Origin of the sequence: Streptomyces aureus (assembly GCF_001418135.1) — a bacterium.
In the GTDB taxonomy this organism is placed as follows: Bacteria; Actinomycetota; Actinomycetes; order Streptomycetales; family Streptomycetaceae; genus Streptomyces; species Streptomyces aureus_A.
Genome location: NZ_LIPQ01000155.1, coordinates 1 through 13,320, shown reverse-complemented (window position 1 = coordinate 13,320; position 13,320 = coordinate 1). Strand labels below are relative to the sequence as shown.

Annotated in this window: 10 protein-coding genes; 4 read left to right on the top strand and 6 right to left on the bottom strand. The window is 72.5% G+C overall.

Annotation, left to right across the window (positions count from 1 at the left end; all coding sequences use genetic code 11):
* From AOK00_RS14705 to AOK00_RS14680, 6 genes are all read right to left on the bottom strand, one after another.
* Positions 1–1,334: DEAD/DEAH box helicase (locus tag AOK00_RS14705; protein WP_055600757.1), on the bottom strand; the 1,334-nt coding region annotated here is incomplete at its 3' end.
* Positions 1,335–1,564: 230 nt separating this feature from the next.
* The gene (locus AOK00_RS14700; protein WP_030218719.1) at positions 1,565–1,768 is read right to left on the bottom strand and encodes a cold-shock protein; all 204 of its coding nucleotides are present in this window, start codon (positions 1,766–1,768) and stop codon (positions 1,565–1,567) included.
* Positions 1,769–1,980: 212 nt separating this feature from the next.
* The gene (locus tag AOK00_RS14695) at positions 1,981–2,751 is read right to left on the bottom strand and encodes a DUF817 domain-containing protein (protein ID WP_055600756.1); all 771 of its coding nucleotides are present in this window, start codon (positions 2,749–2,751) and stop codon (positions 1,981–1,983) included.
* A gap of 128 nt (positions 2,752–2,879) precedes the next feature.
* Positions 2,880–4,325 (bottom strand): glyceraldehyde-3-phosphate dehydrogenase, encoded by a 1,446-nt coding sequence (locus tag AOK00_RS14690; protein WP_055600755.1) that lies wholly within the window; start codon positions 4,323–4,325, stop codon positions 2,880–2,882.
* A 107-nt stretch (positions 4,326–4,432) separates the two neighbouring features.
* On the bottom strand, positions 4,433–5,464 hold the full coding sequence (locus tag AOK00_RS14685) for a serine hydrolase domain-containing protein (RefSeq protein ID WP_055600754.1): 1,032 nt from the start codon (positions 5,462–5,464) through the stop codon (positions 4,433–4,435).
* A gap of 120 nt (positions 5,465–5,584) precedes the next feature.
* Positions 5,585–7,360: a VanW family protein gene (locus tag AOK00_RS14680; RefSeq protein WP_079042010.1), complete on the bottom strand. Its 1,776-nt coding sequence runs from the start codon at positions 7,358–7,360 to the stop codon at positions 5,585–5,587.
* A gap of 167 nt (positions 7,361–7,527) precedes the next feature.
* Here AOK00_RS14680 and AOK00_RS14675 point away from each other — a divergent pair, with 167 nt between their 5' ends.
* The 4 genes from AOK00_RS14675 to AOK00_RS40315 all read left to right on the top strand — a co-directional run.
* A complete protein-coding gene (locus AOK00_RS14675; protein ID WP_055600752.1) occupies positions 7,528–8,289 on the top strand; it encodes an IclR family transcriptional regulator in 762 nt (253 codons plus the stop codon).
* Positions 8,290–8,334: 45 nt separating this feature from the next.
* A complete protein-coding gene (locus tag AOK00_RS14670; RefSeq protein ID WP_055600751.1) occupies positions 8,335–8,664 on the top strand; it encodes a putative quinol monooxygenase in 330 nt (109 codons plus the stop codon).
* Positions 8,665–8,883: 219 nt separating this feature from the next.
* Entirely contained in the window at positions 8,884–9,918 is a 1,035-nt protein-coding gene (locus AOK00_RS14665; protein WP_055600750.1) for a LacI family DNA-binding transcriptional regulator, read from the top strand.
* Between the two features lie 315 nt (positions 9,919–10,233).
* Positions 10,234–13,320: putative bifunctional diguanylate cyclase/phosphodiesterase (locus tag AOK00_RS40315; protein WP_254047373.1), on the top strand; the 3,087-nt coding region annotated here is incomplete at its 3' end.

The window sequence follows — 13,320 nt, the reverse complement described above, 5'->3', positions numbered from 1 at the left end:
CCGTCGTCGGCGCCGCGGGCAGCCAGGAGGGCACCAAGCGCGGCGCCGCCGACGGGCACGCCCGAGGGGGTACGGGCGCCGGTGATGCGGCTCAGCTCCGCCTCGCCCGACCGGACCTTGGTGACCCGGGGGCGGATGCCGGCGTCCGCCATGAGCCGGGCCACGTCACGCTGCTGCTCGGGGGTGACCAGGGTGACGACGACCCCGGACTCCCCGGCGCGGGCGGTGCGCCCGCCGCGGTGCAGGTAGTCCTTGTGGTCGGCGGGCGGGTCGACGTTGACGACGAGGCCGAGCTCGTCGACGTGGAGGCCGCGCGCCGCCACGTTGGTGGCGACGAGCACCGGGACCTCGCCGCTGCGGAAGCGGTCCAGGGTGCGGGTTCGCAGCGGCTGGGACTTGTCGCCGTGCAGGGCGGCGGCGCGTACACCGCTGCCGAGGAGGTGCTTGGTGAACCGGTCGACGGAGGCCTTCGTCGCCAGGAACATGATGACTCGGCCTTCGCGGGCGGCGATCTCCGTGGCGGTGGCGAACTTGTCGGCGCCGTGCACGTGGAGCACGTGGTGGTCCATCGTGGTGACGGTCGCCGCCGACGGGTCGACGGAGTGGACGACCGGGTCCGTGAGGTACCGCTCGACCAGGAGGTCGACGTTGCGGTCGAGCGTGGCGGAGAACAGCATGCGCTGGCCCCCGGCGGGCACCAGGTCGAGGAGCTCGGTGACCTGCGGCATGAAGCCCATGTCGGCCATCTGGTCGGCCTCGTCGAGGACGGTGACGCCCACCCGGTCCAGTCGGCAGTCCTTGCGCTCGACGAGGTCCATGAGCCGGCCGGGCGTGGCGATCAGGACCTCGGCCCCGTCGCGCAGCGCCGTGGCCTGCCGGCCGATCGACATGCCGCCGACGACGGTGGCCAGGCGCAGTTCGAGGGCCCGGGCGAACGGGTCGAGGGCGTCCGTGACCTGCTGGGCCAGTTCGCGCGTGGGTACGAGGACCAGCGCGAGCGGCCTACGCGCATCGGCGCGCCGGCCGGCGACACGGACCAGCAGGGGCAGGCCGAAGGCGAGGGTCTTGCCGGATCCGGTGCGCCCGCGCCCCAGGACGTCACGGCCCGCGAGGGCGTCGGGCAGGGTCGCGGACTGGATCGGGAACGGCGTGTCGACGCCGAGCCCGGCGAGGACGTCGTGGACCTCGGCCGGCAGGTCGAGCTCGGCGAAGGTGGCGGCGGGCGGCAGCGCCGGGGTGCCGGCGGGCAGCGCCGCCCAGTCGTCACGGGCGGGGGTGCCGCGTCCCGCCCGGTCCGTACGGGGTGCGCTCTTCGCGCCGTTCGGGTTGTTCATGGGTCCTCCTCGAAACGGTGCGCTTCGAGGAATTCGCGAGGGGCCGCGGGCCCGATGAATTACTGGAACGTACCGAATGCCGCGGGCGTGCGGTTCCGGCCACGCCGAGGGGTGAAATCGGCGAACGGTCGGTGAAAAGCCCGGGAATATCTGGAAAAGCCTGGAAAATGCGACGAGCCGGGGCCCTCACCACACGGGTGAGGACACCGGCTGCGTCGGACGTGTCAACGTCAGGCGGGGAGGATGTTCTCCGCCTGGGGGCCCTTCTGGCCCTGCGTGACGTCGAAGGTCACCTTCTGGCCTTCCTGGAGCTCACGGAAGCCAGAGGTGGCGATGTTGGAGTAGTGGGCGAAGACGTCCGGGCCGCCACCCTCCTGCTCGATGAAGCCGAAGCCCTTTTCAGCGTTGAACCACTTCACGGTGCCGTTAGCCATGTCAATTCTCCTTCGGGGCGTAGCCCTGGGGGCCGCACTGTGCGGACCCCGGCGTCGCCGTGATGATTGCCCCGTCCGGAAAACTGCACCGAAAACACAGAAAGTGCCTGACGATGTCGAATCGTCAAAGGCACTTGTAAGTTTCTTTGGGAACCACGACTGCAACTGCTGTCGACTGTACCACGTCCCCTGGACCCGTGCACGAAATTGCCTCAATTCTCGTGTCGCGCCGTGCGGGAAGACATTGCCAGGACGAAGGTGACCGTCATCAGCAGCGCCCAGGCGCCGAACTTGGCGAGGGACACCGGCTGCCAGCCGTCCAGCTGGTGCGGATAACTCCAGGCGCCGACGTACGTGGCCGCGTTCTCCGCGACCCAGAGGAAGAAACCGATCAGGACGAACGACAGGGCCAGCGGCATCCGGTGGTCCCGGTCGCCCACCCGGAAGCGCACCCAGGTCCCCGCCGTCGCCACGAGAAGCAGCGCCGCCAGGGCCCAGCGGGCGTCGGGCAGCCAGTGGTGGCTGAAGAAGTTGACGTACACGGCGGCGGCGAGCGCGGCCGTCGCGCGCGGCCGGTAGCCCGTCAGCCGCAGATCGAACAGGCGCCGGGCCCGGCAGACGTAACTGCCGAGCGCCGCGTACAGGAAACCGCCGTACAGCGGCACCCCGCCGACCTTCGTCAGCGCCTCCTCCGGATAACTCCACGAGCCCATCCGTACCTTGACCAACTCGAAGAGCAGGCCCGTGGCGTGGCAGGCGGCGATCACCGCGATGTCCCGCCCGGTGTCCCACCCGACCTTCCAGGCCACGACGGTGAGGCCGATCCCGTACAGCAGCAGCAGGTCGTAACGGGCGATCGGCAGCTCGGGCAGCAGGGTCGAGACGGCGATCCCCCCGACGAGCGCGACGGCGAAGGCGCAGCACCGCACCTCCAGTACCGCGAACCGCAGGAGCTGGCGTATCCCGTGCGTGAACGTGTCCATGCGGGGAGGGACGCCGGGCGGCGGCGGTCGGTTCGCGCGGCGGGGGAGGAAGGGGGACGGCGAAAGGCGGCGCGCCGCACCTCCCGGAGGAAGTGCGGCGCGCCGCCGTGCCGGTGGGCGGTCGGAGATCAGACCGCCGGGGCCGGGAAGGTCGGGTACTCCACGCCGGAGACGTGCTGGACGACCCGGATGACCTGGCACGAGTAGCCGAACTCGTTGTCGTACCACAGGTAGAGGATCGCGTTGTCGCCGTCGACCTTGGTCGCGCCGGCGTCGACGATCGACGCGTGGCGGGAGCCCACGAAGTCCATCGAGACCGCGTCGGGGGCCGTGGTGAAGTCGATCTGACGCTTCAGCGGCGAGTGCAGCGAGACGTCGCGGAGGTACTCGAGGACCTCGTCGCGGGTGGTCTCGCGGCCCAGGCGCAGGCTCAGGATGGCGATCGAGACGTCCGGGACGGGGACGCGGATCGAGCTGCCCGTGATCGGGGCCTTGAGCTCCGGCAGCGCCTTGGCGACGGCAGAGGCGGCACCGGTCTCGGTGATCACCATGTTGAGCGGCGCGGAACGGCCGCGGCGGTCCGCCTTGTGGTAGTTGTCCAGAAGGTTCTGGTCGTTGGTGAACGAGTGGACCGTCTCCACGTGACCGCGGAGCACGCCGTACTCGTCGTCCATCGCCTTCAGCGGCGGCACGATCGCGTTGGTGGTGCAGGAGGCGCAGGAGAGGATCTGCTCGTCCGGCTTGATCGTGTCGTGGTTGACGCCGTGCACGATGTTCGGCACGTCACCCTTGCCGGGCGCGGTCAGGACGACCTTGTCGATGCCGGGGCGCAGGTGCTTCGACAGGCCCTCGCGGTCGCGCCACTTGCCGGTGTTGTCGATGAGGATGGCGTTCTCGATGCCGTACGCCGTGTAGTCGACCTCGGAGGGGTCGTTGGCGTAGATCACCTTGATCGTGTTGCCGTTGGCGACGATCGTGCTGTTCGCCTCGTCGACCGTGATCGTGCCCTGGAACTGGCCGTGGATCGAGTCACGGCGCAGCAGCGAGGCGCGCTTCACCAGGTCCTGCTCGCCGCCGCCGCGGACGACGATCGCGCGCAGGCGCAGACCGTTGCCCGAGCCGGCCTTCTCGATGAGGAGGCGGGCGACGAGGCGGCCGATGCGGCCGAAGCCGTAGAGGACGACGTCGCGGCCGTCACGGCGCTCGATCTTGTTCTCACCGGTGGCACCGGCGACGGCCTCGGCGGTGAACTCCTCCACCGTGAGACCGCGGTTGTCGGTCTTGTAGTCGGCGGCGAGCATGCCGATGTCGATCTGGGACGGGCCGAGATCGAGGGTGGTGAGCGTCTGGAGGAACGGAAGCGTCTCCGTGACCGACAGCTCCTCGCCGGCTATCTGACGGGCGAACCGGTGGGTCTTGAGGATGCTGACCACCGACTTGTTCACCAGGGAGCGGCTGTGGACCAGGACGGTGATGTCCTGCTCCCGGTGCAGCTTCCCGATGATCGGGATCATCGACTCCGCGATCTCCTCGCGGTTCTTCCAGCTGGTGAACGAGTCGTCATTGACAGTCACAAGTTTATCTTTCGAGCTAGGCGGCGCTCATATGGTAACCCCAGGCCTGTTTGATCAATCAAAGGGGTGTCCAAGCTCACGACCCGCGAGGCGACGCCCGTGGCGCGTCACCGGAAGGCGAGGGTCCGGAACACCTCCCTGACGCGGGCCAGGGGGCCGGGATCCCGGGTCAGGTGGAGGCGGTTGGTGAGCAGGACCGCCCAGCGGTCCCGGGCCGGTGAGACCCACATGCCCGTGCCGGTGAAGCCGAAGTGGGACCAGACGTCGTCCGCGGGTTCCGTGCCCGGCGCCGGGTGCCAGAACAGGCCGCGGGGAGGTTCGAGGCCGCCGGTGCGGACGCGGAGCGAGCCGGCCGTCCACTCGGCGGAGAACGTGCCGGGCACCGGGGCGAGGAGGTGGCGCAGGAAGCGTCCGACGTCGCCGGTGGTCGTGAAGACCCCCGCGATCCCGCAGGCGCCGCCGAGAAGACGGGCCGAGAAGTCGTGGACGGTGCCCTTGAGGTGCCGGCCGCTCTCCTCGTCGTACTCGGTGGGCGCGCACCGTTCCCTGAGCGCGGCGGGCAACGGACCGTACCGGGTCTCCGTCATCCCGAGCGGGGTCCAGACCCGCTCCTCGGCGAGCCGGGGGAGCGGACGGCGGGTGAGGTGCTCGGCGAGGTAGCCGAGGATCAGGGCCGCCCGGTCGGTGTACGCGACGGCCTCGCCCGGCCGGTGCCGGAGCCGCTCGGCGAGGACGCCGTCCCGCACGTCCTGCGGATCGGAGCCGTACAGGTGCCGGAGGTTGGCCCGGAGTGGCATGCCGGCGGTGTGGGTGAGGAGGTGATGTGCCGTCACGTCGGCGAGCGGCCGCCCCGCCGCCGCCGGCCAGTAACTGCCCAGCGGGGCCGTCAGGTCGAGCTTCCCGGCGTCGACGAGGGTGCCGACCACCGCCCAGACGGCCAGGATCTTGGTGAGGCTGGCGACGTCGAAGAGGGTGTCGTCCCGCATCGGTCCGCCGGGGTCCGCCGGGTCGAGCAGACCGACGGCCCCCGCCGACAGGGTCGTACGGGCGTCGCCCACGGCCCACACCATGCCGGGGCAGACGCCCGCGCGCACGGCGTCGGCGAGGAGCCGCTCGAAGGGGTCGCTGCGCTGCGCCAAGGCGGGCCTCCGGACGGTTGAGGGCGGCCCTGGCCTGGTGGGCCGTGCTCCGGAGTCATGCCCCGGCCGTACGGGAAGACACCCTTCCGTCCGTCCGTCTCCCCGTCGGCCACCCGCCGGTCACCTGGCGTCCGTCTCCTTGTCGGACTCGTCGACCGGCTTGCAGGTGACCTCGTCGCGCGGGGTGTAGTGGGTCTTGAACGTCTCCCGCTTGACCTCGGCGCCGTCGTTCTTGAAGACCCGGTCGACCGAGATGTCGAAACCCTCCAGCGGCGGCTGCGGCACACAGGCCTTGCCGGTGCCCTCGGCCTTCCCCGGCTCGGTGAGGTTGGTGCGCTCCCCGGCGACCGCCTCCACGGAGTCGTACTTCTTCGTCCCGAGGAAGCTCACGGTGACGGACGAGTCCGTCGCTCCGGCCTTGATGTAGATCGGCTTCCCGGAGTCGTTGCGGAACTTCAGGTCGAGCTGGCCCCAGGCGACGGTCGCCTCGCGGCCCGCCGGGTAGCGCTCGATGTAGAAGGAGTGGGCGCCGTACTCGACGGGCTTCACCCCGGCGAAGAACATGGCGTTGAACATGGTGGTGGCCATCGCCGACACACCGCCGCCGGGCGCGGAACGGTACTGGCCGTCCAGGATCATCGTGCCGTCGACGAAACCGTTGTCCGGGGTGCGCTCGCCGACCGTCCTGTTGAAGCTCCACACCTCGCCCGGACGCACGATCGAACCGTTGATGAGCTCGGCGGCCCGGCCGATGTTCGTCGTCCGGTACGGCGCGCTCGGGAAGTTCACCGTGAACGTCGACATCTGCTCGGTGATCCCGAGACGCGCCAGGGAGCCGGACGTCAGCTCGGGCTGGGTGACCGTCGTGGCCACGGCGGCGGTGCGCGCGGCGGCGCCCGACCGGGTCAGCAGCGGGCGCACGGCGTCACCGAGGGCCTTCGCGGTCACCTCGTGGCCCGGCCTGCCCTCCGACTCCACGACGACCTTGCCGTCCCGCACGCCGAGGGTCGCCTCGACGGGCGCGCCCGTCAGGGAGGAGATCGGGTCCGCCACGTCCGGGTCGCGCAGCAGCGCCTCGGCGTCGAGGTCGGCGGTCAGCCGGCCGTTCTCGTTCTTCACGGTGAGGTGGTCGCCGAGCGTCGCGGCGGAGATCCGCAGCCGGTCCGCGCCCGCGGTGAGCGTCACCGGTCCCGAGACGGCGGGGTTCGCGTACGTGTCGAGGAAGCGGGTCACCTCGGCCGCGGGCAGCTTCGGCTCGGTCACGGCGACCGGGAGGGTGACGGGCGAGGCGCCGGTGGTGGCGGGGTAGGCGGCGCGCAGGGTCTCGACGGCCCTGCCCGTGTCCAGTTTCTGGCCGGTGACGGGACGGGTCGCGACGGCCTTGCCCTCGCGGAAGGCCACGGACCCCTCGCGCACGGCGCGGTCGTTCTTCTTCGCCAACTCGGCCACGGCGGCGTTCGCCTTGTCCGCGTCGTACGCGAGGACCGGCTGGATCTCGCGGTCGCCGGACGAGAAGAGCCGCCCGATCACGGTGAACGGGTCGCGGGAGGGGTCGGCCGCCAGCTCGGCGGTCTTCGCCAGGTCCACGGTGAGGCCGGCGGACGCCGGCCTCACGGTCGAGGCGCTGTCCCCGACCCGCACGGGTATCGGGGCGCTCCACGCGGCCGGGGCCTCCGCCGCCAGCTTGGCCTCGGCGCCGGCGCGGCTCATGCCGCCGATGTCCACGCCGCCGACGCGGGTGCCGGCGGATATGTCGTCCCCGGTGGCGACGAGCCCGGCCACGTACAGGCCGCCCGCGGCGAGGGCGACCACACCCGTCGCGATCGCCGCTGTCCGGAGACGCGGACGGCGCCCCTCGCGGGGCGTCGGGGCATGGTGGGTCGTGGAGCGGGGCACGCGCTCTCCCGTGGCGTCGAGGATCAGGGGAACACCTGACGGTACGCCGAAAGAGTGTCTTATGCACATAAGCGGTGTTTGACCTGCGGGGATACGGAAGGAAGCGGAGCCGGTACGGAGAGTGCCGGGTCCGGGTGCCCGCCGCCCCGCCCGCCTAAGCTGGACCGATGCCTGCCCCGTCCCCGAGCCCCGGGCCCCGGTCCGTCGACCGGGCCCTCGCCGTCCTCGACGCCGTCGCCGACGCCGACCGGCCCGTCGGGGCGAAGGCGCTGGCCAGGCGTCTCGGCTGCGCCCTCTCGACCGTCTACCACCTCACCGGGCCCCTGCTCGCGCGCGGCTACCTCGTCCGTACCGCCGAGGGTTACGCCCCCGGGCCCCGCGTCCCGGCCCTGCACCGCTCCCACCAGCGGCACCACGGACTCGGCGCCGGCACCGGCGAACTCCTCGGCCGGCTGCGGCGGGCCACGGGCGCGGAGGCGTACCACACCGCCTACCGCGACGGCCTGATCACCGTCGTCGACACCACCGCCCCGGTCACCGACACCGCCCACCCCTTCGTGCCGGGCCCCGAGCAGCGGGCCCACGCGACCGCCCACGGCAAGGCGCTGCTCGCCGCGCTGCCGCGCCCGCTGCGCCGCCGCTATCTCGCGGAGCACGGGATGGCCCGCTTCACCGAACGGACGATCACCAGCGCCGACCGCTTCGAGGCCGAGGTCGAGCGGGTGCGCGGGCAGGGCGTCGCCGTGTCCGTGGGCGAGGCGGACCTCGCGTACACCTGTCTCGCCGTCGCGCTGCCCGCGCGCGGCGACGGCATCGTGCACGCCCTGTCCGTCTCGCTGCCGACCGCCGACTTCGGGCGGCTGCAGGGCGGGATCCGCGCGGCGCTCACCCGCGCCGTACCGGAGTTTCCGGCCCTGCCGGAATCCTGACCGGCCCGACTGGCCGCGCGGGCCGGGGCGCCGCAGGCTTGCCGCATGATCTTCATCGCCGTACGTTTCACCGCCCGCCCCGATCACGCCGACCGCTGGCTCGACCTGGTCGCCGACTTCACCCGCGCCACCCGCGAGGAGCCCGGCAACCTCTTCTTCGACTGGTCCCGCAGCGTCGACGACCCGAACGTCTTCGTCCTCCTGGAGGCCTTCGCGGACGCCGCGGCGGGCGCGGCCCACGTCGCCTCCCCGCACTTCACGGCCGGTCTTGAGGCCATGGCCGGCGCCATCGCCACCACCCCCGAGATCATCAACGTCGAGGTCCCGCAGCAGGGCTGGGGCGCCATGGCGGAGCTTGCCCCGACCGGCGCCTGAGCGTCGCCGGGACCGCCGCCCGAGCGCACCCGGGACCGTCGCCCGGAGGATCCGCCGACCGTCGCCCGAGCGCACCGGGACCGTCGCCCGGGTGATCCGCCGACCGTCGCCCGAGCGCGCCCCGTGGCCCTTCCGCGGCGCCCCGGGGCGGCCTCGCCCCGCCTGATAGGTTCGCGTGCACACGCAGGCGGGGCGGCGGCCCGAGGGGAGAAGCGGCACATGGCGGTGAGCGGGCGGCAGACCGGCAGGCCCACCCTTGAGGAGGTCGCGGCCAGGGCCGGAGTCGGCCGCGGCACCGTCTCCCGGGTCATCAACGGCTCCCCCCGGGTGAGCGAACAGGCCAAGGCCGCCGTCGAGCAGGCCGTCGCCGAGCTCGGCTACGTACCCAACCGGGCCGCCCGCGCCCTGGCGGGCAGCCGGACCGACGCCGTCGCGCTCGTCATCCCCGAGACCGAGGCCCGGCTCTTCGCGGAGCCGTACTTCCTCGACATCATCCGCGGCGTCAGCAGCGAACTCGCCGACGCCGACAAGCAGTTGCTGCTCACCCTGATCCGCAGCGAGCAGGAGCGGCAGCGCTTCGAGCACTACCTCGCCGCCCAGCGCGTCGACGGTGTCCTCCTCGTCTCCGTGCACGCCGCCGACCCCCTGCCCGACCAGGTCCGCGCCCTCGGCCTGCCCGCCGTCCTCAACGGCCGCCGCACCGAGGACGAGCGGGTCGCCTTCGTCGACTCCGACAACACCGGCGCCGGCCGGACCGCCGTCGCCCATCTCGCCGCGCGCGGCCGACGCGCCGTCGCCACGATCACCGGACCGCTCGACATGTACGTGGCCCGCTGCCGTCTCGACGGCTACCGGGAGGGCCTCGCGGAGGCCGGGCTCCCCGCCGACGAGGAGCTCGTCGCCACCGGGGACTTCACCGAGGAGGGCGGGCGGCGCGCCATGCGTCGACTCCTGGACCGCAGGCCGGACCTGGACGCCGTCTTCGCCGCCTCCGACGTCATGGCCGCGGGCGCGCGCGGCGTCCTGCGCGAGGCGGGCCGCCGGGTCCCCGAGGACGTGGCGCTCGTCGGCGTCGACGACTCGGCCGTCGCCCGGCACATGGACCCGCCGCTGACCAGCGTCCGGCAGCCCATCGAGGAGATGGGCCGCACCATGGCCCGGCTGCTGCTCCAGGAGATCGCCGCGCCCAGCGAGCCGGACGAGCAGCCCCGCCAGATGCTCCCGACGGAGCTCGTGGTCCGCGCCTCCTCCTGACGCGGACCACCGGCCACCCCGGGGGCCTCCTCCTGACACGGAGCCCCACCGGCCACCCCGGGGGCCTCCCCTGACACGGAGTCCCACCGGCCACCCCAAAAGCCTCCCCCTGACGCGGAGCCCCACCGGCCGCCCCAAGGGCCTCCTCCTGACGCCGGACCACCCAGCCCTCGTCCGTGCCTCCGGTCCCCACGCGATCGGCTCCGAGATGCAGGTGCCCCGGGCGCCCCGGAGAATGGACACCGTACGGGGTCCTATCCGCGAACAGGGCGCTCCCGACGGCGTCCGTCCGACCCGGCAAGGGGGCGGTCGACGATGTCGCTGCGCCAGCCCAGCAGGCCGCTCACCGCGACCCGGGCACTGCGCCGATGGACCCTGGTGTACCTCGTGATCGTGGCCGTGCTGACGGCCGCCTATCTGCAGTTCCCCGCCCGGCACACCGTGTTGTGGGCGCTCATCGGCCTCGGCGGCGTCGCCGCCATTCTCGTCGGTGTCCACGTCCACAAGCCGTCACGGCGCTGGCCCTGGCTGGTGCTGGCCGCAGCCAACCTCGCCTTCGTGGGCGGCGACACGGCGTACAACGCCCTGGAGGCGTTCTTCGGCCAGACCAGGCCGTTCCCCTCCATCGCCGACGCCCTGTACCTGGCCACGTACCCGCTGTTCGCCATCGGCCTGTTCGGCTTCATCCGCTACCGGGCCGTCGGCCGCGACCTCGGCGTCGTCCTCGACGCGCTGATCCTCACCTCGGGCCTCGCCCTGCTCTCCTGGGTCAACCTCATCACCCCGCTCGCCAGGAGCGAGGACATGAGCTGGATCGAGAAGGCCATCTCCATCGCCTATCCCCTCGGCGACGTGCTGATGCTCGCGATGCTCGCCCGGCTGCTCGTACCGGGAGGCCTCAGATCCCGGGCCGTGCAGCTCCTCACCCTCGGCACCTGCGGCATCCTCGCCTCCGACGTCATCTACGGCACGCTCCAGCTGCGCGGCACCTGGCAGGTCGGCACCCCCTGGGACCTCGGCTGGGTCGTCTTCTTCACCGCCTGGGGCCTCGCCGCCCTCCACCCGTCGATGACCGGGCTCACCGAGCGCGCCCCCGAGCCGGCGCCCCACGTGGCCGAGCGACGGCTCGCCCTGCTCGCCGGCGCCTCGCTCGTCGCCCCCGCCCTGCTGCTGTTCCAGTCACTGCGGGACGACCGGGACCAGGACATCGCCGTGATCGCGATCTTCTCGGCGCTGATGTTCCTGCTGGTCCTCGCCCGGCTCTGGGGCATGATGAACGACCACGGCAAGGCAGAGGCGCGCGAACGCAGCCTCCGGATGGCCGCCGCCTCCCTCGTCGCCGCACTGAGCCCCCGCGAGGTCGCCGGAGCCGTGGAGACGGCGTCCGCCACCCTCTTCGGCCCCGGCACCGGGCACCGGGTCCTCCTGCTCACCCGGGACCGCCGCGGCGGCCTGAGCGGCGTCGCCACCGCGGGCCACCCGTGGAGCTGCCACACGGACGACCTGACCCGGCCCCCGACGTCACCGCTCCGGACGCCGAACGGGCCCACGCCGACTTCGCCCGGCTCGACGCCGCCCGCGAGCGAGTCCCACGGGAACGGGCACCCCACCGCCTCCGCGTCCGGTCCGGCCCGTCCCCCCACCGATCCGCCCCGTCCCGCAGGCGACCCGGCCGGCCAGTCCCCGGAGAGCACCTGGCCCGAGACCGTCTCCGACGGCACCCGGCTCCTTCCCGTGTCCCGGCTCGACCCCGCCGTCGCCGCCGAGCTCGCCCCCGAGAACTTCGCGCTGCTCTGCCCCCTGGAACTCCAGGCCCCGGCGGGCCCCGAACCGCTGCTCGGCGTCCTGCTCATCGCCGGCCCCGAGAAGAAGCTCGCCGAGATCTCCGGCCCGGCCCAGTCCCTCGCCTCCCAGGCGGCCCTCGCCCTCGAACGCTTCGCCCTCAGCGAGGAGGTCAACCGCCGTACCAGCGAGGCCTACTTCCGTACCCTCGTGCACAACACCTCCGACGTCATCCTCATCGTCGACGACGACGACACCGTCCGGTACGCGAGTCCCTCCGCCGAGTCCCTCTTCGGCCGCTCCCTGCTCCCCGGCACCCCCCTCACCGACCTCGTCGCCCCCGCCGACACGGCCTCCGCCCTGCGCGTCCTGGCCGACGCCCGCACCCGCGCCGCCGTCGACGCCCGGGACGACTGGAAGCTCCTCCACGGCGGGCAGGCCGACCTGGAGGTGGAGGTCCGCTGCAGCAACCTCCGCGACGAGAACACCGTGCACGGCCTCGTCCTCACCCTCCGCGACGTGACCGAACAGCGGAAACTCGAACGCGAGCTGACCCACCGGGCGTTCCACGACTCCCTCACCGGGCTCCCCAACCGAGTCCTGCTCCTCGAACGGGTCGAGCGGGCCCTCCTCAGGGGACGCCGCGAATCCACCCTGACCTGCATGCTCTTCGTCGACCTCGACGACTTCAAGGTCGTCAACGACACCATGGGCCACTCCGTCGGCGACGAACTCCTGGTCGCCGTCGCCCGCCGCCTCACCTCCGTCCTGCGGCTCACCGACACCGCCGCCCGACTCGGCGGCGACGAGTTCGCCGTGCTCATCGAGGGCGCGCGCGAACCCCGCGACGCCGAGACCCTCGCGGCGGAGATCGTGCACACCCTGAGCCAGCCCTTCCACCTCACCGACGGAGCCGTGTCCGTGTCGACCAGCGTCGGCGTCGCGACCGTCCTCGACAGCGCCCACGCCGAGGAACTCCTCGGCCACGCCGACCTCGCCCTGTACGCCGCCAAGGCGGCCGGCAAGAAGCGCTGGCGGCTCTTCCACCCCGAGTTCCACTCCCGGCTCGTCGCCCGGCACGAACTCCAGGCGGGCATGGACACGGCCATCGCCGACAAGGCGTTCGCCCTGCGCTACCAGCCGATCGTCGAGGTGCGGGACGGCACACCGGCCGGCCTCGAAGCGCTCGTCCGCTGGCCGCACGCCCGCCGCGGCATGGTCCCGCCGAACCAGTTCATCGCCCTGGCCGAGGAGAGCGGCCACATCATGCCCCTCGGCGCCTGGGTCCTCGAACACGCCGCGCTCGACATCGCCCGCTGGCAGCGCGCCCGCCCCCACAAGGCCCCGCTGTACGCCAGCGTGAACGTCTCCGCCCGCCAGTTCCGCGACCCGGGATTCCTCGAAGGAGTACGCCGCACCCTCCACTCCTCGGGGCTGGCGCCCGGCTCCCTCGTCCTCGAACTCACCGAGACCGTCCTGATGCGCAGGGACGCCCAGATCAGAACCACCATGGCCGCCCTGAAGGACCTGGGCGTCTCCATCGCCATCGACGACTTCGGCACCGGGTTCTCCTCGCTCAGCTACCTCCGCGAGTTCCCCATCGACGTCCTGAAGGTCGAC